Genomic DNA, 21,359 nt, shown 5'->3' on the forward strand with positions numbered 1-21,359 from the left:
GGCATGACCGCTCTCGCCACACCACAGATCGAGGAGGTACCGCCCCTACAGATTACACCCAAGGCCGCCTGAACGATGCGGCCCGGTGGCACACCTGAAATTACACCACGTTGACGGACACGACCGGCAGTGAACTGCCCTCGACGCTTAAGCGGTTCCGAGACGGATTGGATGGGCATCCCGTTTATGCGGCCGAGATCCGCCGGGCGAACAGGCTGTACGAGACAGCAGGCGACAACAATCAATACCTGGGCCTAAAGAAGCCCGACCCGGTTGGCATATCGACACTGGACCCGACCGCGAGTGTCACAGCCGGCTTTATCGAAAGGACGGAACGCAACCGTGATCCGGAACCCGATCGTAGCGGTGCGGGTAGCGGTGCGGGCGTGGATCGGACGATGGCGGAGCCGGCCTTGGCGCCCATCCAGATCGACGCGTTACGCGAGGTCGCGCTTCCAGAGGTGGTTGCCTCCAGCCAGACGCGACCTCAGGTGAGCGAAGGCGATGCGGACCGACCGGTGAGCGTGGCTCGACCAGCGGCCACGGCCAAGGCGACGGATTCCATTCAGCCGGACAATGGACCAGACAAAAGGCCCGATAGCGCAACCCAACAGGTGGACGCGGCGCAAGGGAAGCTAGCGCAAGGCTTCGGAGATCGGCTTGCGGAGCAACATTCGAACAATCAGATTTCAGCTGTTACCGCGCGCAAGTCAGACCCGCCGGGACCGCCGCCGCTATCAACGGGCGTGGCGGCTGAGAGGCAGGCCAGGATGGTAGATAAAGCCGTGGTTCCGGAAGCGTCAGCGCCGCCGCCGGAGGGCTTCGAGGCAGACGCATCCGGTATCGAGACGCCACCGATACCGACGACCCCCGCGGCTCTAGTCCGTGTCGGAGCAGCGACGCAGGCACCGCAGGAGAGCAAAGGGGTGCGTCCGGCGATGCCCAAAGCCAAGAGTGACGCGCTGCCGACGCCCAATCTCACACCGCTGCCTCGACAGGAGCGGGAAGCCGAGCGTACGGAAACGCCGACTGAGCTATTGCGACGCGGCCTTCTCCATCCAAAGCGGTCTGTCGGAGGTCGTGCGGCTAAAACGCCATCCGCGTCGCCGCGATCACCCGACCCTATGAGGAACGTCGCCCCGACCCAGCTGTCGCGGACCGGCCACCGTCCCCCCGATCGCGCCGAAACGGTCGCCGCGATACTCGCCTCACATCGGCGGAATGGGAGCAACGGCGCGGGCGCCATGACCTATGCCGAGTTCGAGCGGCGCGCTGCCATGTTTGTCGATCCCATTCGCGACGGCACTCTGTCGATCCGGTTCGAGGAGGGAAAGGTGCAGGTCGGCGGTATCCCCTCAAGCGGGTTCTATGACGATCTGGCTGTCTTCGCTGGCAGTCCATTGGGCTCGAAGCTGCTCTCGCAGCTGGCGTCGGCGCTGAACGACAAGGTGCTCCCGCTGACTGGTGCGCAATGGGCAAGCGTGCCGACGCCATCCTCAATGCCCCACGGCCAGGAGGCGCTGCTGCAACGTCGCGGACGTGGGGCTGACGGTCCCGGCTGAAGGAGCAGGACCTACGGATAGAACAGGGAAGGGGATGAGGCTGGAGCGATGCTCCTGCAGCTGAGGGTGAAAAAGGCCTTCAAACGAAAGGAGCTGACCTAAACTTCTTTCAAGGTACGCTCCCATGACACGATGCAACCGGCCCATGATCGCAATCGACGATGCCGCGCCCGACGATCGCAAGACTGACATCCTCTCTTGCGTGGCGACGCGCTGAGATGGCCGACTACGCACCCGAACGCGGGCCGCTGCCGGCCGGCATCGACATGGCCCATGGAATCATCCAGACAGAATATAGGGGCAAGACCAACACCGTCGCCGAAGCAATGCTCCGCCGCGTGGCGCCGCATGGTCCCGGCAAGGGCGAGGCCTATCACGGCGAACTGCTGCTGCCGCGGACCGCGCCAGACTTGTTGATGAACATCGAGGCCCTACTGAAGCTTTATGAGCAGCAACGCCTGCCCGCGCAGAAGGACCTGCTCGGCATTACGACGGTGCGGTTCGACCACGACGTGCCAAAGCACGTCGCCTTCGATCTTGCCCGCGGCTGGGCGAGGCAATCGTTTAGCGGCCGCAACCTCGTCGTTGATCTCGTGCAGCACGTGCCGGGCTTAGCGGCCAGGGCCAGTAAGCAGCACGTCCATTGCATGTGGTTCGTCAGGGCGCTGCATGGATGCACATTCGGGGCCTTCAGCGAGCTGACCAAGCCCGGCGCACGCGCCATCCTGGCCGCCGAATGGGCAGATTGGCTCGCCGGCAACGTCTGAGCCGCAGGTAAGCGCGCCGACTCGAGAGGTGAAGCTCGGGGCTGGTGCGCGTGCTTTTGCGCAAATGAAATTGAAGGACAGGTATGAAGACTCTGGTGCTCGACATCGAGACCCGGCCGGACGCGGCTGCCTGCGCGCGAGCCGGCGCCGACCCTGCGGCCGGCTTTCCGCCATTTCCGCTCCACGAGATCCTGTGTGTCTCGATCCTCGAGATCGTGCGCAGTGGCTGGAACGAACACACCTACGCCATCAATACCTATTCGCGTCTCGATCTGTCCGAACGCGGCATTATCGAGGCCGTCGAGGAGCATGTGAGCGATGCCCAGTGCGTCGTCACCTACAATGGCCGCGGATTTGACGTGCCAGTCGTCATCGCTCGCGCGGCGCTTTGCGGGCTCGTCGTGCCGGCGATCAATACCCTCGCAATCCGAGTGACCGGTCGTCACGAGGACCTGCTCGACGAGGTGTGTTTCAATCGGGCGGCCCCAAGACCGCCGCTATCGGCCCTGTGCGGGGCGTTTAATATTCCAGTGAAAATCGAGGCCCATGGCGGCAATGTCACGGCTCTCGCCGAGGCCGGCGACCTCGCCAGGGTCACACGCTACTGCGAGACGGACGTCGTCGCGACCTATCTTGCCCGGTGCATGTGGCGTTCCACACAGGTGCGCGGCACGGGCATCGAGGACTGGAACCGTCTCGCCGCGTGGATCCGCTCGGACCAGCCGCACCTCGCTCATTTGCTGCCCTATGCCACGCCGCCTCGCGGGGGCGGTGGTGGTGCATGTCTGACCCCTGCACACCTGCGCAACTGCGACCTGTGATGATGAAGGAGCGAAATAACGAGAAACTAGAAGCAATCTTGCAGACAGAGGAAAAACGATGACGCTGATTTATCACACGGTGCGCTGGACGAACCAACATGGCGGTGGTAAATTCGGATGGATGCGCACGGCCACGCACGGCACGCATACGTTCTTCGTGGCGCCCGATAATGGCCACTTTGAAAGCATGCGGGAGCTGTTCGCGAGGTTCCGCCTTCGCATGTGCGACTGTGAGCGGGAAACCGACCAGCTCGAAGTCTTGCGGAACGTCCTGAAGCTGGTGACGCTCGAAATCCACGCCACCGACTTCCCCGGCTTTGTCATGCGGGGGTTCGGCGGCAACCGCGCCTTTGCCGAGCATTACATCCACTGGCTGGAAAGCGAGCGGCTGGCCAAGTGCCTGCAGGGCGATCTGCGGTCGCTCGAACTCGATGACGAAGGTCACGCCGTCTCGCGGATGCTCGACATGACGGCGCCCGGCACCAACGTTGATCTCACGCCGCCAGGGGCGATCCGTCGCTTCGACGCGCTTTACCCCAATCGGCGGGGCTGAACCCGGCACATCTCTACCCATGCAGCCGGTCAACGACCGGCAACAGACATCAGGACATTCACATGATCGCTCCTTCTCTGGGCGACGCGCGATCTCGCGCGCTCGTCGCGCTGCTTCGATTTCTACACGGCCCGGTAATCGTTACCTCGTCCGAGCATCACGTCAGGCTGCTGCTGCCGGCCATGAAGCTGATGCTCGCGGCGGGCAACCCACTCCATCCGTTGGATCAGGCGCAGCTGCGCCGGGGGGGGCCGAAGGCCCAGCTCGATCTGGTGACGATCGACGTGGACGAGGATCGGCAGGGCTATCCCCTGCTGTTCGACGTCCACGTGCGAACGAAAGGCCGGATGCAGCACTTGAGCGCCTGCTCGTTGTTCCTGCCGCGAGCCGGCGTCTCGATGCTGCTTGGCGGCTACCCTGCCGACCTTTCCGTTGGTCTCTGCACCGATGGGCTTCGATTAGTCCCGACACCAACGCTCTCGCCCATCGACCATATGGTGGGGATCGGACGGGGCCAGGCCGCGCTGGCTCTGGTCACGTGGGGAGCCAGCATCGTTCACCAGCTCCACCGAGACATGTCCGACTTCGACTGATTACGCAGTTGCCCCCTCAAACTTTCAGAGCCGCTCTTGATCCATGTATCATACGGCAGGGGGAGCTGCCCTGGAGCGCTTAAATGGGCACGCGCAGGCTGTCGAAGCCGACTGCATACATGATCATCCAAAAAGTCGGACGCCATGACCGACGATAATTGCCGTTCATTACCAAACACGTTGCTGGCGCCAGAACGCAGTCAGATCAGGTCAATGGTATGTACAAGAATCTTCATCAGACTGCATAGAAGCCAGCGTGGAGTTTTGTGGGATCAGAATGGGATGGTAGCACACCCATGCGTCATCTCCGAACCATTCCTTGAGCCGTTCAACTTCTGCCTCGGCATCGTCTTTGGTTTCGAGCACGCTTATCGCGTTTGGCTCGTCGAAGCAGCTCATCACGACGTATCGACCGTCGAGATCACCTGGATTCAAATCCTGGCGTGGCGACAACGTATATTCCCTGATTTCGCAATGCGCATGTCCGGCGGAGGCGCCGTCCAGCGTGCCTGCCTCATTTTCTAGGAAGTGTCGTTCGCAAAACTGATCTTTGGCGCGGATGGCGCTTTCACGATCCAAGAAGGGGTTGGCAGTGAGCAGCCCACCCATCTCCGTGGCGAGCAGCCAGCCCGTGATCGGAAGCGAATAGGGAGGTCGAAGTTCGACAATGGCGGCGCGCACCTCGGCCACGGCGCTTTCGAGTGCCTCTGCCTGTGCGCTGTAAAGAGGACGCAATTCCGTCCAGTCTTGTTTTTCGTAATCGGCGGATGTCTCCGCGCACCACTTATAGTAGGCAGCGCGAGCCTCTAAAAGCCCGATAAGATGTTCAAGATTTTTCATATCAGTTTTTCCATGAGACAGTGACAGAAGCGCTCTGCGTCTGGTGCCAGCTGATCTCCCAACGGCGTAGCTTGCGTAAATCCCACCTTCGGGACGGCTTTCCTTGGAACGGAATCAGCGGGGCTTTGAACCGCGGACCTCTGCGGCTGACAGCACTACCTTCGCGGTGAGACCGCGAAGGGCCTACAAGACGTTCACACCTTCGGCTCAAGTGAGGTGAAGGTCGACGTCGGCGTACAGCCCCTCGTAGCTCGCCGACAAACGTACGATCCACAGTCAACGGGTGGACCGGTGCAATTGCCCTCAGCTTAACGGCTATCTTCAGAGGTGCTTGGACCCTGAAGAGGGGCTTACGAGGCCTCCCAGCCCGCGGGCGGGCGCATTACGAAGCGCCGGAGCGATGCCATCTCGGTTTGTTCGGTCACCGGCCGCACGTCGTAGTTGCGTTCGTTGGCGCGAACGAATTCATGTTGGAATCCCTCGTCAATCACCTCGGCATTGAGGCCGGTGAGAGCTGCAAAGGCGGACAGAACGTTGGACACGCCGGGGATCATGCCGTTCCGTGATTGTTCCGTCAACATGAGTCTGCGGTCGGGGCCCTGGTACGCCTGAGCGGATGAGCCGCCGCCATCAACGCACTGTCAGCATTGTCCGTCACCACGATGTGCTGCGCGGTTGTCCGGCTATTCCGGCGAGTGGCAGAGCCGTTGGGGGGAGGGGGTAAGCGAAGGCCGACAGTGGGAGGAAAGCCCCCTTACCCCCATTCCTAATCTGCCGGATGTGAAGACTTCGTAAACGTCCGTTCGTGCGCGTTCGCGCGCGACTTCCGGGAGCCGCCGGCTCCCGCGCCGCCATATGCGGCGGAAGCAGGCGTCCTCGAAAGACGCGGGGTGAAGGTCATCCAAAGGATGAAATTCAAGACCGCGGCGACAGGCGCCGCACGCCGACGGCGCAGCCGGAGAGACGAGTTCCGGCCTTGCCTCGGTGAAGCAACGACAACGATGTTAAGGAGTACACGACATGCTTCCCGCAATCATCGACCGGAACGAGCACTTCCAGATCATCCTCGACGACACGCGTGGCTTCCACGCGCTGCTCGTCACCGCCGATCAACTTGGCGGCTCAAACCCGATGGTGACGCTCTGGGTCGGAACCTGCCTGGATGACGCCACCCTGTCTGCGCTGGCGCGCTGGCTCGGGTTCCGCCGCGACCAGTGGCAAGACTGGGGCAAGCTCGCCGAACGCATCGGCCACGAGGCGTTCGCGCAGCACATGCATGCGATGATGGTTGCTGAACCGCCTGAGCATGTGTTGGGGGCAACGATCACGTTGCACGCCGATCCTCGCGAGCTCACGATTGGCGAGCAGCTGCAGGGTGGATCGGGTATGCGCTCGGAGCTGATCTATCGGCATCGCTTCGCCAGCGCCGCGATGCGCGACCGGTTCGTTCGCTGGCTCCAGGCCAGCGACGACTTTCATGTACTAGAGCGCCTGGTGCAGCTCGCCTACAGCGAGGGGACGAAGGCACTCGGCCTTGAGCTTGATAGGATGGCGGCCGCTCCGGTCGCCGCGGCGAAGCGACGAAAGGGTCGCACACTGACGGCAGCGTGACGCCGCTTGATTCCTCCTCGCCCGAATTGCTTCGGGCAAGGACAACGGTTCCGCTGGGCCAAGGCTTTAAGCGCTTTGCGCCTTGTATGGCGTCTTTTGCTGTAGCTGCACAGGCATCGGTATTTCGTCGATTACGTGCGGTCATCGGTGCTCGAAACGACCCTCGTCTTGTTAAGCCGAAAGCGTGTTCTGCAGCGGCCAAATCCTGTCCCCGCAACCATTTCCAAAAAGCCACAACCGTCTCAGGATACCCCCGAGGCGGCTTTTTTATGCCTTTCTTGCGCGACCTGCCGGGGCTGACCGGGGCTGACGCCACTTCAGCGGACTAAGCACCGCTTCGCTGCCGGGAAAAAACTGTTCGACCCGGTGCCTATTCCAACGACCAGCTTGCTAGGCCCGCCTCAGCGGACTGAGACCTAGCAGAACTGGGGCAGGGCCGTGGTTCGGGTAGAGGGCCGCGCCCGAGGTTGTGACGGCGTTAAAGACTGCCGCACGCGCGCGGCAGCGCCACCGGTCGCGGCTCGCCGACGACCATCCGGCACGGCCGCTCGCCTCGCATCAGCACGTTGCCTCTCCGGCTTGCGGCAAGCCGATAGGCGCAGCGTCACGCTGCCGGCCGATGCCCATGGTACGGAGCGCCGAGGCACCCGACAAGGTCCACAAAGCCGGCCTGTTGGGCAACATTGCAGTCAGATCAACCAAACTGCGATTGCATATGGCTGGGCTACGACAGAGCCGGCTGAGCGTCTTAACGCGCTAGTCGAGCCCAAGCTGCGCGCCCAGCCATCGGCGCGGCCGCGTGAGCGAGCTTTGAACGCTGTTCCGTGCCATTCACGTCTCCAAGGGCGAAAGCGGCACGGCGCAGCGTCATCGCCCGCGCGGTTCCCATGTTCGCGCTCGCTGACCTTGGCACCGACCGATGAGATGCGCGGCGCACACGGAGAAGAGTTGGAGGAGCCGATGGAACTGAGATTCTGTGGCGCTGCCTGCTGTTCAGATGAAGATGAAGCGTGAGCATCTCGTTTCAGTGTCCCTCGCTGCAAGGTGGGAGCCGCAGGAGGGGGATGGCTGGGCGTCGGGAGCTTCGCTAATCAAACCGCACACGCTGTAGCGACGCTGCTACCATCGTCTCCGCCGCAGCCGCTTAGAGGCAGCACAGCGCCGAAACCTACGCATACAGGATCAAGCCCTTGCTGCGTGCTAGGACCAGCCTGAGTGCTGTTAAAGACGGCATATCCTCGTGTCCGAGGGTTAATCCCAGGATTTCTGGCATATCATCCCCGAAAGATCGTCGAGCGATCCCGATCGTCAGGCCTCGGAGCCACCCTTAGCTGGCATCACCATGGGCGCATCGCCCGCCCGCTCCGCAAAGCACGTGATCACAAGGGGCTAGATCGAGCCAAGCGCGCATTGAGATAGGCAGCTCCTGCCGGAATCGGCTCGCTGTCATCCAGGCCTGAGAACCTCACGCCCAATGAGTCTTCATGGTTCGACAAAAGACGGTCTCAACCCCTTCAGGGCCGATTGATCCCGGAGCGCGGCCGGCTACCACCCGCTTGGGCGTGATAACGATGCTGTACCTCGGGCGGGTCGATACGCTGGCCACCGCTAAGGATTACAGAGGCGCTATAAAGAATACGCCCGCGCTCACTAATATCGACGAACGGATCGGCATAACACGTGAGGAAAACGTGAGAGCAGCCCGGCGGCATGCTCATCCTCACATCTCGCCCTCAACTGCACATTGCAGGAGAAAATGGTGCCCAGAAGAGGACTCGAACCTCCACGACCTTGCGATCGCCAGCACCTGAAGCTGGTGCGTCTACCAATTCCGCCATCTGGGCACGGGGTAGGTGGCGGCCTTTAGGGGGCGGCCATGTGCCTTGTCAACACGCCTTTTGGGGGGCAAGGGGGCGATTGTCAGGACAGCGACGAAAAAAAGGCCCGAGGCGCATGCAGGACAAGCTAGTTACGATCTTCGGCGGCGGCGGTTTCGTCGGTCGCTATGTGGTGCAGGCGCTGCTGCGCGGCGGCGCCCGGGTGCGCATCGCCGAGCGGGATCCGCGTCATGCCTGGTTCCTGCGCCCGCTGGGCGGCCTGGGCCAGACGCAGTTCGTCGCGGCCGACGTGACCAAGCCGGAGACGGTCGCCCGCGCCGTCGCAGGCGCGGATGCGGTGATCAACATGGTCGGCATCCTGTCCGGCAATTTCGAAGCGCTGCACGTCGGTGGCGCGCGCACCGTCGCCGAGGCGGCGGCTGCGGCGGGTGTCGAAACGCTCGTCCATATGTCCGCGATCGGCGCCGATCCCGATGCGAAATCGGGCTATGGCAGCAGCAAGGGCCACGGCGAGGCAGCGGTGCGCGCCGCCTTCCCGGGCGCGGCGATCATCCGCCCCTCGATCGTGTTCGGGCGCGAGGACCAGTTCATCAACCGCTTCGCCGGCATGGTCGCCAAGGCGCCGGTGGTGCCGGTGCTGCGCGCGCCGGTGAAGTTCCAGCCGGTCTTCGCCGCGGACGTCGGCGATGCGATGGCGAACGCGACCGGCGCGGCCTATGCGGGCCGCACGTTCGAACTCGGCGGGCCGGACGTGATGACGATGGGCGAGATCATCCGCTGGATCGCCGCAACGCTTGGCCGCAGCCCCTCGATCGTCGAACTGCCCGATGCCGCCGGCGCATTGCTTGCAGCGCTGCCGCTGGCGCCGATCACCAAAGATCAGTGGCTCATGCTCCAGCACGACAATGTCGTCGCTGCGGGGGCGGAGGGGCTGGCCGCACTGGGCGTCGACCCGACGCCGTTGCAGGCGGTCGCGCCCGACTGGCTCGTCCGCTTCCGTCGCACCGGTCGCTTCGGTCGCCGCGCGGCCACCCTCGCCGCATAACGCGGACGGCTCGACCGCTTCCCCGTTCGCCCCGAGCCGGTCACCACCCCCGCCCCACGGGCACGCGGGTGGCATCGACCGGCCCGGGCGACCGGACATCCCATACCGCCCCCGCCTTAAGGACCGTGCATGGACCTCCTCACCGTCATCCTCCTCGGCATCGTCGAGGGGGTCACCGAATTCCTGCCCGTGTCCTCCACCGGGCACCTGATTCTCGCCGGCACGCTGCTCGGCGTCCAGGACAAGGCGACCGCGACCTTTGACATCGTCATCCAGCTCGGCGCGATCCTGGCGGTCGTCGTCCTCTACTGGCGGCGGTTCTGGGATGTCGCGGTCGGTCTGTTCGCGAGGAAGCCCGGCGCCTTCGCCTTCGTGCGCAACATCGTGCTCGGCTTCCTGCCGGCGATGGTCATCGGTCTCGTCGTCTACAAGGCGGTGAAGGCGCTGCTGGAAAGCCCGACCGTCGTCGCGGTCGCGCTGATCGTCGGCGGCATCGCGATCCTCGTCATCGAGCGGCTGGTGAAGCAGGCGCGGATCGAATCGGTCGAGGCGATGCCGTGGTCGACCGCGCTGGGTGTCGGCGTCGTTCAGTGTCTGGCGATGATCCCGGGCGTCAGCCGCTCGGGCGCGACGATCATGGGCGCGCTGAGCATGGGGGTCGATCGGCGCGCGGCGGCGGAATTTTCCTTCTTCCTCGCCATTCCGACGATGCTCGCCGCCTCCGCCTACGATCTGCTGAAATCGGGCGCGACGCTGGGGCAGGGCGAGTGGCTGAGCATCGCGATCGGCTTCGTCGTGTCGTTCGTCGTCGCGATCGTGGTGATCCGCTGGTTCGTCGGCATCGTCAGCCGGCACGGCTTCGCGCCCTTCGCCTGGTATCGCATCATCGTCGGCGCGGTGGCGCTCGTCGCGCTCCAAATGCGATAGGATTTAAAGCGGACCTAGTTTATTGCGTTGCGGCGTTGATGAGAGTCGATCGCAAAGATAATCGCGGATTTTAGGTCAGTAAATAAGCCATATCGGTTATTTTGCGCATGACATAGGCCTCTTCGCTTCCTATTGCGGAAAGTGAGGAGGCCTTATGGCGCACGATTCCATGCTGAAGTTCGTAGGCAGGCCGCAGGCCTATCCCGCCAAGCGCGATGCTGCCGCGCGGGCGGAGGATTTCGCCGAGATCGCCGCGCGCTATGCGCCGCCGGCGGCAGAGGATCAGGCCGGGCGCTGCTCGCAGTGCGGCGTGCCCTATTGCTCGGTCCATTGCCCGCTGCACAACCATATCCCCGATTGGCTGCGCCTGACCGCCGAGGGGCGGCTGCGCGAAGCCTATGAGCTCAGCAATTCCACCTCGACCATGCCGGAGATCTGCGGCCGCATCTGCCCGCAGGATCGACTGTGCGAGGGCAATTGCGTCGTCGAATTCACTGGCCACGGCGCGGTGACGATCGGATCGGTCGAGAAGTTCATCACCGACACCGCCTGGGAAGAAGGCTGGGTGGAGCCGTTGGTGCCGGGGCCGGCGCGCGGCCAGTCGGTCGCGGTGATCGGTGCCGGGCCGGCGGGGCTGACGGCGGCCGAATATCTGCGCGGCCATGGCTATGAGGTTCACGTCTACGATCGGCACGATCGCGCCGGCGGGCTGCTGACCTATGGCATCCCCGGCTTCAAGCTCGAGAAGCCCGTCGTCATGCGCCGCGTCGAGCGGCTGAAGGCGGGCGGCATAGTCTTCCACGAAGGCTTCCGCGTCGGCGAGGATGCCGGCCTCGACGACCTGCGCCAGCGTCACGACGCGGTGCTGATCGCGACCGGCGTCTACAAGGCACGCGCGCTTGACGTCGCAGGCGGTGACGACAGCCGCGTCGTTGCGGCGCTCGACTATCTGATCGCGTCGAACCGCAAGGGCTTCGGCGATGCGGTGCCGTCGTTCGATGATGGCGCGCTGAATGCCGAGGGCAAGCATGTCGTCGTGATCGGCGGCGGCGACACCGCGATGGACTGCGTGCGCACCGCGATCCGCCAGGGCGCGGCGAGCGTGAAGTGTCTTTATCGCCGCGATCGCACCAACATGCCCGGCAGCCAGCGCGAAGTCGCCAACGCCGAGGAAGAGGGCGCCGAATTCGTCTGGCTCTCCGCCCCCGCCGCGTTCGACGCCGACGGCACCGTCCGTGCGCGGAAAATGCGGCTGGGTGCCGCCGACGCCAGCGGCCGCCGCGCGCCCGAACCCGATCCCAGTGGCGACTTCACGCTGCAGGCCGATCTGGTCGTGAAGGCGTTGGGCTTCGATGCCGAGGATCTGCCGACGCTGTTCGGCGCGCCCGAACTGGGCGTCAGCCGTTGGGGCACGGTGCTGGTCGACGGCAAGACGCTGATGACCAGCCTCGACGGCGTGTTCGCCGCTGGCGACATCGTCCGCGGCGCCAGCCTGGTCGTCTGGGCGATCCGCGACGGCCGCGACGTCGCCGCGACGATGCACAAGTGGCTGAAGGCCAAGGCGAAGGCCGGGAGGGTCGCGGCGTGAGGCGCTACGCTATCATGCTCGGCGCTGCGCTGATTGCGGCGCCAATGCCGGCGATCTCACAGGTCGCGCCTGCGGCACAGCCAGGCACGATCGCGACGGCACGCGCGATCGTCAGCAAGCTGCGGATCGAGCGGACGATGGACCCGATGTTCCAACAGATCATGCCGCTGATGACCGCCAATGTCGAAAACGCGATGGCGACGGCCCCGAAAACGCCGGAGTTTCTCAAGGCGAAGCTCAAGACCGAAGAGGGACGCAAACAGATCGGCGACATCATCAGCGCGGAATTCACCGCCGCCTTCCGCGAGCATTATCCGGATATCGCCGAAGGGGCGGCAGAGGAATATCGCAAGCTGTTCAGCGAGCCCGAGTTGAAGGCCATCCTGGCTTTCTACACGTCTCCGACGGGTGCGAAGCTGCTCGAAGCCTTGCCGCAGTTGCAGCAGGTCCTGTCCGAGCAGGGCCGCGCCCTCGGGCGCGAGGCCGGCATGACGGCGTTCCCCAAGATTCAGGCTCGTCTCGCGGCGCTCGGCGCCCCGGCGACGAAGTAGGACGAGATTGATGACCGACTCCCTGAAGACCGACCCCATGAAGACCGACCAGCGCGCCTATCTCGCCGAACACGGCATGTACCGCCCCGATAGCGAGGGCGATGCCTGCGGCGTCGGCCTCGTCGCCGCCACCGATGGCCGCGCCTCGCGGCGCGTCGTGCAGTCGGCGGTCGATGCGCTGAAGGCGGTGTGGCACCGCGGTGCGGTGGATGCCGACGGCAAGACCGGCGACGGCGCGGGCATCCATATCGACCTGCCGCACCGCTTCTTCGACGATGCGGTGGTCGCATCGGGGCACAAGGTGCTGCCCAACCGGCTCGCGGTCGGCATGATCTTTCTGCCGCGCACCGACCTCGGCGCGCAGGAAACCTGCCGCACGATCGTCGAGAGCGCGATCATCGAGGCGGGCTATACGATATACGGCTGGCGCCAGGTGCCGGTGGACGTGTCGGTCATCGGCATGAAGGCGCAGGCGACGCGGCCCGAGATCGAGCAGATCATGATCGCCGGCCCGATGCCGGATGACGTCGATGCCGCCGAATTCGAAAAGACCCTGTATCTCGTCCGCCGCCGGATCGAAAAGCGCGTCATCGCCGCGCAGATCCAGGGCTTCTACATCTGTTCGCTGTCGTGCCGCTCGATCGTTTACAAGGGGCTGTTCCTCGCCGAGAGCCTGTCGGTCTTCTATCCCGATCTGCAGGACCAGCGCTTCGAATCGCGCGTCGCGATCTTCCACCAGCGCTATTCCACCAACACCTTCCCGCAATGGTGGCTGGCGCAGCCGTTCCGTTGCCTCGCGCACAATGGCGAGATCAACACCGTTCGCGGCAACAAGAACTGGATGCTCAGCCATGAAATCCGCATGGCGAGCCTCGCGTTCGGCGAGCATTCGGAAGACATCAAGCCGGTGATCCCGGCGGGCGCCAGCGACACCGCGGCGCTCGATGCGGTGTTCGAAACGATCTGCCGCTCCGGCCGCGACGCGCCGACCGCGAAGATCATGCTGGTGCCCGAGGCGTGGCAGAAGGATACCGACGTCCCCGCCGATCACGCCGCCATGTACCAGTATCTCGCCTCCGTCATGGAGCCGTGGGACGGCCCCGCCGCGCTCGCGATGACCGACGGGCGCTGGGCGGTGGCCGGCGTCGACCGCAACGCGCTGCGCCCGCTGCGCTACACGCGCACCTCGGACGGTCTGCTGATCGTCGGATCGGAAACCGGCATGGTCGTCGTTCCCGAATCGACGATCGTCGCCAAGGGCCGGCTGGGGCCGGGCCAGATGATTGCGGTCGACCTCGACGAAGGCCGGGTGATGAACGACCGCGAGGTCAAGGATCGCATCGCCGGCGAGCATGACTATGCCGCGATGATCGGCGAATTCCACACGCTCGACGATCTGCCCGACGTGCCCGATGCGCTGGTCCGCTACGATCGCGCCGGCCTGACCCGCCGTCAGGTCGCCGCCGGCCAGACGCTGGAGGATATGGAGCTGATCCTCGCGCCGATGGTCGAAACCGGCAAGGAAGCCGTCGGCTCGATGGGCGACGACACGCCGCTCGCCGTCATCAGCGACAAGCCGCGCCTGATCAGCCAGTTCTTCCGCCAGAACTTCAGCCAGGTGACGAACCCGCCGATCGATTCCTTGCGCGAACGCTATGTCATGTCGCTCAAGACGCGCTTCGGCAATCTCGCCAACATCCTCGATACCGAGGATCAGCGCGACCGCGTGCTCGTGCTCGATTCGCCGGTGCTCACCGGCCAGCATTGGGCCCGGCTGCGCGCGCATTTCGCGCGCACCGCGACCGAGATCGACTGCACCTTCGATGCCGATGGCGGCCCCGAAAAGCTGCGCGCCGCGATCCAGCGCATCCGCAACGAGGCCGAACAGGCGGTGCGCCAGGGCAAGAGCGAATTGTTCCTGACCGACGAGCACGTCTCCGAAGACCGGATCGCGATCGCCGGCGTGCTGGCGGCGGCGGCGGTGCATACGCACCTCGTCCGTCGCGGCCTGCGCTCCTACGCCTCGATCAACGTCCGCTCGGCCGAATGCCTCGACACGCATTATTATGCGGTGCTGATCGGCGTCGGCGCGACGACGGTGAACGCCTATCTCGCCGAAGCCGCGATCGTCGACCGCCACACCCGCGGGCTGTTCGGCGACCTCAGCCTCGACGAATGCCTCAAGCGCCACCGCACCGCGATCGAGGAAGGCCTGCTCAAGATCATGAGCAAGATGGGGATCGCGGTGATCTCCAGCTATCGCGGCGGCTATAATTTCGAAGCAGTCGGCCTCAGCCGCAGCCTGGTCAACGATCTGTTCCCCGGCATGCCCGCGAAGATCAGTGGCGAAGGCTATAACTCGCTCCACTATAGCGCGATCGTCCGCCACGAACAGGCATGGGACGAAGGCGTCGCCAAGCTGCCGATCGGCGGCTTCTACCGCCAACGCCACACCGGCGAGACACACGCCTATTCGGCGCAACTGATGCACCTGTTGCAGACCGCGGTGTCGACCGACAGCTATACGCAGTATCTGCAGTTCAGCCGCGGCGTCGCCGATCTGCCGCCGGTCTATCTGCGCGACCTGCTCCAGTTCAACTTCCCCGCCGAAGGCGTGCCGGTCGACCAGGTCGAGGCGATCACCGAAATCCGCAAGCGCTTCGTCACCCCGGGCATGTCGCTGGGCGCGCTGTCGCCCGAAGCGCACGAAACGCTGGCGATCGCGATGAACCGCATCGGTGCCAAGGCGGTGTCGGGCGAGGGGGGCGAGGACGTGAAGCGCTTCAGCCCCTACGAAAACGGCGACAACGCCAATTCGACGATCAAGCAGATCGCCTCCGGCCGTTTCGGCGTGACGGCGGAATATCTCAACGCCTGCGAAGAGATCGAGATCAAGGTCGCGCAGGGCGCCAAGCCCGGCGAGGGCGGGCAGCTGCCCGGCTTCAAGGTGACCGAATTCATCGCCAAGCTGCGTCATGCGACGCCGGGCGTGACGCTCATCAGCCCGCCGCCGCACCACGACATCTATTCGATCGAAGACCTCGCGCAGCTGATCTACGACCTGAAGCAGATCAACCCGCGCGCGCGTGTCTGCGTCAAGCTGGTCAGCTCGTCGGGTATCGGCACCGTCGCGGCGGGCGTCGCCAAGGCGCATGCCGACGTCATCCTGGTCGCCGGCCATGTCGGCGGTACGGGCGCGAGCCCGCAGACGAGCGTCAAATACGCTGGCACGCCATGGGAAATGGGCCTTTCCGAGGTCAATCAGGTCCTCACCCTCAACGGCCTGCGCGGTCGCGTGCGCCTGCGCACCGATGGTGGTCTCAAGACCGGCCGCGACATCGTCATCGCCGCGATCCTCGGCGCGGAAGAGTTCGGTATCGGGACGCTGTCGCTGGTGGCGATGGGCTGCATCATGGTGCGTCAGTGCCATTCGAACACCTGCCCGGTCGGCGTCTGCACGCAGGACGAGGCGCTGCGCAGCAAGTTCGTCGGCACGCCCGAAAAGGTCATCAACCTGATGACCTTCATCGCCGAAGAGGTGCGCGACATCCTCGCCCGCCTGGGCGTGCGCAGCCTCGACGAGGTGATCGGCCGCACCGAATTGCTCCGCCAGGTCAGCCGCGGTGCCGAACATCTCGATGACCTGGATCTCAACCCGATCCTCGCCAAGGTCGACGCGACCGACGCCGAGCGCCGCTTCAGCCTGTCGACCTTCCGCAACGACGTGCCCGACAGCCTGGATGCGCAGATCATCAAGGATGCCGCCGCCGTCTTCAGCCGCGGCGAGAAGATGCAGCTGACCTATTCGGTGCGCAACACGCACCGCGCGGTCGGCACGCGCCTGTCGAGCGAGATCACGCGCCGCTTCGGCATGAGCAAGCTTGCGGATGGCCACGTCACGATCCGCCTGCGCGGCTCCGCCGGCCAATCGCTCGGCGCCTTCCTGTGCAAGGGCATCACGCTGGAGGTGTTCGGCGACGCCAACGATTATGTCGGCAAGGGGTTGTCGGGCGGCACGATCATCCTGCGGCCTGCGGTGTCGTCACCGCTCGCCAGCCAGGACAATACGATCGCCGGCAACACCTGCCTCTACGGCGCGACCAGCGGCACGCTGCTGGCGGCGGGGCAGGCGGGCGAACGCTTCGCAGTGCGCAATTCGGGCGCGACCGTGGTAGTCGAGGGCTGCGGCGCCAACGGCTGCGAATATATGACCGGCGGCGTCGCGGTGCTGCTGGGCACGGTCGGCCAGAACTTCGGTGCGGGCATGACCGGCGGCATGGCCTTCGTCTACGATCCGCACGCGACCTTCCAACGCCGCGCCAACCCCGACAGCATCGTCTGGCAGCGGCTGGCGTCGGCGCATTGGGAAGGCGTGCTCAAGGACCTCGTCGAGCGTCATGCCAAGGCAACCGACAGCAAATGGTCGAAGAGCCTGCTTGCCGACTGGGACCGGATCGCTGGCGATTTCTGGCAGGTGATCCCGAAGGAAATGCTATCCCGCCAGACGCACCCGCTCGACGACACGGTCGAAGCGGTGGCGGCGGAATAGGGGAGTAAACCTCATTTCGTCATCCCGGCGCACGCCGGGATCCATGGAGGCGGTGCAGTCGCATTAGCGCGCATCATCAGCCGTACGCATCCATAGATTCCGGCGTGCGCCGGAATGACGAATGAAAGGGAGCGTCTCTATCCCACCACCGTCGACTGGCCCGGCATCTCGCGTCCCCGCTCTGCCATGGCGTTGCGCAGGACGATCCCCAACGCCTTCTCAACGGTGACCTGCCAACGCGCGCAGCCCGGCTTCGATCTCCGCATGGTCGATGTGGATCACGCCATCGATGACGTGAACACCGTCATCTAAGGTCATCGCTGCTTCCCTCCATCCGCCCATGCTTCTAACACCGCAGGCATGTGGCAGCTCTATCAATTCCCCCTGTGCCCGTTCAGCCGCAAGGTGCGGCTGCTGCTCGGTGAAAAGGGCATCGGCTATCAGCTGGTGCGCGAATCGCCGTGGGAGCGGCGCGACGAGTTCATGGACATGAACCCCGCGGGCGAAACGCCGGTGATGGTCGATGCGAGCCGCCCCGGCGCGCCGCTGATCGATTCGATGGCGATCTGCGAATATTTCGAAGAGACGGTCGACAAGGCGGCGACGATCAACGGCACCGCCGCCAATCGTGCCGAAATCCGCCGGTTGGTGACGTGGTTCGACACGCATTTCTATCGCGACGTCACCGGGCCGCTGCTGCACGAGCGCGTCGTCAAGCGGCTCGCCCATCGCGCCTCGCCCGATGCCAAGGGGTTGCGCGAGGCGATGAAGGCGGCGGTCAGCCACCTCGATTACACCGATTACCTGCTCGATCACCGCAACTGGCTGGGCGGCGCGACGATGAGCCTCGCAGACCTCGCCGCCGCGGCGCAAATTTCGGTCGCCGATTATCTCGGCGGCATCGACTGGAAGGGGCATGACCAGACCGCACGCTGGTATCGCGGGTTCAAGAGCCGCCCCAGCTTCCGCCCGCTGCTGTCCGAGCGGATGGAATTGATCGGCCCTCCGGCGCATTACGACAATGTCGACTTCTGATCCGCTCGGCCCCGACCCGCTGACGTTCGCCGAGTTCGAGCGCGTCGACATCCGCGTCGGCACCATCGTCGCCGCCGAACCCTTCCCCGAAGCGCGCAAGCCCGCGATCAAGCTGCGCATCGATTTCGGCGAGGGCATCGGCATCAAACGGTCGTCGGCGCAGATCACCACGCATTACACGCCCGAGGGCCTGGTCGGCCGCCAGGTCGCCGCGGTGGTCAACTTCCCGCCGCGCCAGATCGGGCCGGTCATGTCCGAGGTGCTGACGCTCGGCTTCCCCGATGCGGACGGCAAGGTGGTGCTGATCGCCCCCGATCAGCCGGTGCCGAACGGCGGCCGCCTCTTCTAGCGTCGAGCACCGTCAAGTCCTCCCCCGCGAGGGGAAGGTGGCATGCCGCAAGGCATGACGGAGGGGGAGGTCAGGGCAAGGCATCGTGCTAGGGGCGTTTTTCCGCACCCCCCGTCACCGCCTTGGATGGCACCTCCCCATGGCGGGAAGGAATGCGCGCGACATCGAATGTCGCTTCGACTCCCGGCTCATGCATCCGCCCAGAACCAGCCGTCATCCCAGCGCAGGCTGGGATCTTTCAGTGATGGCGCGCGCAAAGACCCCAGCCTGCGCTGAGGTGACGCGTACGGGCAGGTCGAGTCTCCCGCCCGTGCCGCCCGCGGTGCCGCGGATCAGCTCCGCAGCACCGCACCCTGTTTCGCCGCTGCCGCGACGATCTTGTCGGCGATGGCCTTCAGTGCCTCATCGGTGAAGCTCTTGTCGGCGGGTTGCAGCACCGCCTCCACCGCGACCGACTTGAACCCCTCGTCGACGCCCGCGCCCGTGAACACGTCGAACACGCGTGCTCCCGTGATCGCCGCCTTGTCCGCCGATCGCACCGCGCGCACCAGTGCGTCGGCGCTGACGCCCTGCGGCACCAGGAAGGCGAAGTCGCGGCGCACCGATTGCAGCGCCGGCGGCGCGAAGGCCGGCCGCATGAAGCCGCTCATGCGCTTGGCGGGTAGCGCATCGAGATACACTTCCACCGCCGCGACCGCGCCGTCGAGGTCGAACGCCTTGAGCAGGCTGGGGTGCAGCATGCCGAAGCGCGCCAGTACGGTCTTCGGCCCCAGCCGCAGCGTGCCCGACTGGCCGGGGTGCCACGCATCCCCAGCTTCCCCCATCACCTGCAGATTGTCGACCGGCGCCCCCGCCGCGGCGAGCAGCGCCAGCGCCTCCGCCTTGGCGTCATAGGCATCGAAGCCCGCAGCTTTGCCCGCGCGCCAGCCGCGCTCGCGCGCGTTGCCCGCCAGCACGACGCCGACGGTCGGATGTTCGCCGTCGGCGAGATAGCGGCGCCCGATCTCGAACAGCCGCACCGCGGCGATCCCGCGCTTCAGGTTGCGCGCGCTCGCCGACAGCAGGCCGGGTAGCAGCGACGGACGCATGACCTTCAGGTCTTCGCTGATCGGGTTGGCGAGGCTCCACGTGCCCCCGCCGAACGGCGCGGCCTGCGCGTCGCTGAGGAAGCTCCACGTCACCGCCTCGTCCAGCCCGCGCGCGGCGGCGGCGCGGCGGACGCGCCGTTCCAGCTTCTGCTCGGGCGTGGCGGTCGGGCGCGCGACGCCGGGCGTGCGCGGCAGCGCGACGGGCGCGACCTTGTCGATGCCCTCGATGCGGATCACTTCCTCGACCAGATCGGCGGGGCCGTCGATGTCGCGGCGCCACGTCGGCACGGTGACGGTCCAGTCGCCATCGACCGCGAAGCCGAGCCGTTCGAGGATCTCGCGCTGCCGCTCCGGCGCCACGGCAAGGCCGCCCAGCGTTTCCGCGCGTGCCGGATCATAGCGAATCGTCCGCGGCGCCACCGGCGGCTCGCCTGCCCGCGTGACGCCGCTCGCCGTGCCGCCGCAATAATGCTGGACGAGGAAGGTCGCGATCGCGAGGCCGTCGTCGAGGAACGCCGGGTCGACGCCGCGTTCGAACCGCTGGCGCGCATCGCTGGTCAGGGTGAGCGCCTGGCCCGTGCGGGCGATCGCATCGGGGGCGAAATAGGCGCATTCGATGAGGACGTCGGTCGTCTCGGCCGTGACGCTGGAATGCTCGCCGCCCATGATCCCGCCGATGTCGTGGACGCCGGCGTCGTCGGCGATGACGGTCATGCCCTTGGCGAGCGTATAGGTCTTGCCGTTCAGTGCCTCGATCGTCTCGCCGTCGCGCGCCTGACGCGCGACGAGGCCGCCGGTCAGCTTCGCACGGTCGTAGACGTGCAGCGGCCGTCCCAGGTCGACCGTCATGTAGTTGGTGATGTCGACCAAGGTCGAAATCGGCTTCTGCCCGATCGCGGTCAGCCGCTGGCGCATCCATTCCGGCGCCTCGCCATTGGTCAGGCCGGTGACCGCCTGCGCATAGAAGGCCGGGCAGCCGGCGGCATCCTCGATCCGCACGTCCGGGCCGGGGCCTTGCGCGTCGATCGCGGGTATGGTCGGCGGCACCAACGTGCCGAGGCCGGCGGCGGCGAGGTCGCGCGCGATGCCGTGGACGCCCATGCAATCCTGCCGATTGGGCGTGATCGACACGTCGATGACCGGATCGTTCAGCCCGGCATAATCGGGGTAGGGGGTGCCGACCGGCGCATCCTCGGGCAGTTCGATGATGCCGTCATGGCCTTCGCCGATCTCCAGCTCGCGCGCCGAACACATCATGCCGTTCGATTCGACGCCGCGGATCGCCGCAACTTTCAGCGTCACGTCGAGGCCGGGGACATAGGCGCCCGGCGCGCCGAACACGCCGACGAGGCCAGCGCGCGCATTGGGCGCCCCGCAGACGACCTGCATCGGGCCGTCACCCGCATCGACGCTCAGCACCTGCAGCTTGTCCGCCTGCGGGTGGCGCTCGGCGGACAGGATACGCGCGACGCGGAACGCCTGCAGCGCCTCGCCGGGATTGTGGACGCCCTCCACCTCCAGCCCGATGCGCGTCAGGCCGTCGACGATATCGTCGAGGCTCGCATCGGTGGTGAGGTGGTCCTTGAGCCAGGAGAGGGTGAATTTCATGTCGCTTTACCTTCGTCATCCCGGCGAAGGCCGG

Annotated in this window: 16 protein-coding genes and 1 tRNA gene; 13 read left to right on the forward strand and 4 right to left on the reverse strand. The window is 65.4% G+C overall.

The window, feature by feature from the left end:
* Positions 1 to 110 precede the first annotated feature (110 nt).
* From ACGVWT_RS15080 to ACGVWT_RS15100, 5 genes are all read left to right on the forward strand, one after another.
* On the forward strand, positions 111 to 1,562 hold the full coding sequence (locus tag ACGVWT_RS15080) for a hypothetical protein (RefSeq protein WP_394427078.1): 1,452 nt from the start codon (positions 111 to 113) through the stop codon (positions 1,560 to 1,562).
* Positions 1,563 to 1,780: 218 nt separating this feature from the next.
* Positions 1,781 to 2,329: a hypothetical protein gene (locus ACGVWT_RS15085; protein ID WP_315462573.1), complete on the forward strand. Its 549-nt coding sequence runs from the start codon at positions 1,781 to 1,783 to the stop codon at positions 2,327 to 2,329.
* Positions 2,330 to 2,412: 83 nt separating this feature from the next.
* Positions 2,413 to 3,150 carry a ribonuclease H-like domain-containing protein gene (locus ACGVWT_RS15090; RefSeq protein WP_315462574.1) on the forward strand — a complete coding sequence of 246 codons (738 nt, stop codon included), beginning with the start codon at positions 2,413 to 2,415 and terminating at the stop codon, positions 3,148 to 3,150.
* Between the two features lie 58 nt (positions 3,151 to 3,208).
* Positions 3,209 to 3,703 (forward strand): hypothetical protein, encoded by a 495-nt coding sequence (locus tag ACGVWT_RS15095; RefSeq protein ID WP_315462575.1) that lies wholly within the window; start codon positions 3,209 to 3,211, stop codon positions 3,701 to 3,703.
* A gap of 62 nt (positions 3,704 to 3,765) precedes the next feature.
* Positions 3,766 to 4,296, forward strand: coding sequence for a hypothetical protein (locus tag ACGVWT_RS15100; RefSeq protein ID WP_315462576.1), 531 nt, complete (start codon positions 3,766 to 3,768; stop codon positions 4,294 to 4,296).
* A 210-nt stretch (positions 4,297 to 4,506) separates the two neighbouring features.
* Here the strand turns inward: ACGVWT_RS15100 and ACGVWT_RS15105 are convergent, their stop codons facing one another.
* Together ACGVWT_RS15105 and ACGVWT_RS15110 are read right to left on the reverse strand one after the other, a co-directional pair.
* Positions 4,507 to 5,136: a hypothetical protein gene (locus ACGVWT_RS15105; protein WP_315462577.1), complete on the reverse strand. Its 630-nt coding sequence runs from the start codon at positions 5,134 to 5,136 to the stop codon at positions 4,507 to 4,509.
* 350 nt (positions 5,137 to 5,486) lie between these two features.
* The gene (locus ACGVWT_RS15110) at positions 5,487 to 5,690 is read right to left on the reverse strand and encodes a hypothetical protein (RefSeq protein WP_315462578.1); all 204 of its coding nucleotides are present in this window, start codon (positions 5,688 to 5,690) and stop codon (positions 5,487 to 5,489) included.
* Between the two features lie 466 nt (positions 5,691 to 6,156).
* Between ACGVWT_RS15110 and ACGVWT_RS15115 the strand changes: the two genes are divergently transcribed.
* Complete coding sequence (locus ACGVWT_RS15115; protein WP_315462579.1) at positions 6,157 to 6,747, forward strand: hypothetical protein; 591 nt, start codon at positions 6,157 to 6,159, stop codon at positions 6,745 to 6,747.
* A gap of 1,757 nt (positions 6,748 to 8,504) precedes the next feature.
* On the opposite strand, the gene ACGVWT_RS15120 is transcribed toward ACGVWT_RS15115, so the two are convergent.
* Positions 8,505 to 8,591, reverse strand: a tRNA-Leu gene (locus ACGVWT_RS15120).
* Between the two features lie 109 nt (positions 8,592 to 8,700).
* Between ACGVWT_RS15120 and ACGVWT_RS15125 the strand changes: the two genes are divergently transcribed.
* The 7 genes from ACGVWT_RS15125 to ACGVWT_RS15155 all read left to right on the forward strand — a co-directional run bounded on the left by ACGVWT_RS15125 (position 8,701) and on the right by ACGVWT_RS15155 (position 18,629).
* Positions 8,701 to 9,630, forward strand: a complete 930-nt coding sequence (locus tag ACGVWT_RS15125; protein WP_315462580.1) for a complex I NDUFA9 subunit family protein — start codon at positions 8,701 to 8,703, stop codon at positions 9,628 to 9,630.
* A gap of 129 nt (positions 9,631 to 9,759) precedes the next feature.
* Positions 9,760 to 10,557 carry an undecaprenyl-diphosphate phosphatase gene (locus tag ACGVWT_RS15130; protein WP_116462924.1) on the forward strand — a complete coding sequence of 266 codons (798 nt, stop codon included), beginning with the start codon at positions 9,760 to 9,762 and terminating at the stop codon, positions 10,555 to 10,557.
* 154 nt (positions 10,558 to 10,711) lie between these two features.
* Positions 10,712 to 12,145: an NAD(P)-dependent oxidoreductase gene (locus tag ACGVWT_RS15135; RefSeq protein WP_315462581.1), complete on the forward strand. Its 1,434-nt coding sequence runs from the start codon at positions 10,712 to 10,714 to the stop codon at positions 12,143 to 12,145.
* On the forward strand, positions 12,142 to 12,696 hold the full coding sequence (locus tag ACGVWT_RS15140; RefSeq protein ID WP_394427088.1) for a DUF2059 domain-containing protein: 555 nt from the start codon (positions 12,142 to 12,144) through the stop codon (positions 12,694 to 12,696). The genes ACGVWT_RS15135 and ACGVWT_RS15140 overlap by 4 nt, the downstream gene beginning before the upstream one ends.
* 10 nt (positions 12,697 to 12,706) lie before the next feature.
* Positions 12,707 to 17,245 carry a glutamate synthase large subunit gene (gltB, locus tag ACGVWT_RS15145; protein ID WP_394427091.1) on the forward strand — a complete coding sequence of 1,513 codons (4,539 nt, stop codon included), beginning with the start codon at positions 12,707 to 12,709 and terminating at the stop codon, positions 17,243 to 17,245.
* 360 nt (positions 17,246 to 17,605) lie between these two features.
* Positions 17,606 to 18,280 carry a glutathione S-transferase family protein gene (locus ACGVWT_RS15150; protein ID WP_017977253.1) on the forward strand — a complete coding sequence of 225 codons (675 nt, stop codon included), beginning with the start codon at positions 17,606 to 17,608 and terminating at the stop codon, positions 18,278 to 18,280.
* Positions 18,267 to 18,629: a tRNA-binding protein gene (locus tag ACGVWT_RS15155; protein WP_315462583.1), complete on the forward strand. Its 363-nt coding sequence runs from the start codon at positions 18,267 to 18,269 to the stop codon at positions 18,627 to 18,629. The genes ACGVWT_RS15150 and ACGVWT_RS15155 overlap by 14 nt, the downstream gene beginning before the upstream one ends.
* A gap of 332 nt (positions 18,630 to 18,961) precedes the next feature.
* Here the strand turns inward: ACGVWT_RS15155 and pheT are convergent, their stop codons facing one another.
* Complete coding sequence (pheT, locus tag ACGVWT_RS15160; protein WP_315462584.1) at positions 18,962 to 21,325, reverse strand: phenylalanine--tRNA ligase subunit beta; 2,364 nt, start codon at positions 21,323 to 21,325, stop codon at positions 18,962 to 18,964.
* Positions 21,326 to 21,359: the final 34 nt, after the last annotated feature.

It is taken from the genome of Sphingomonas sp. S6 (assembly GCF_043498045.1).
Classification (GTDB): domain Bacteria; phylum Pseudomonadota; class Alphaproteobacteria; order Sphingomonadales; family Sphingomonadaceae; genus Sphingomonas.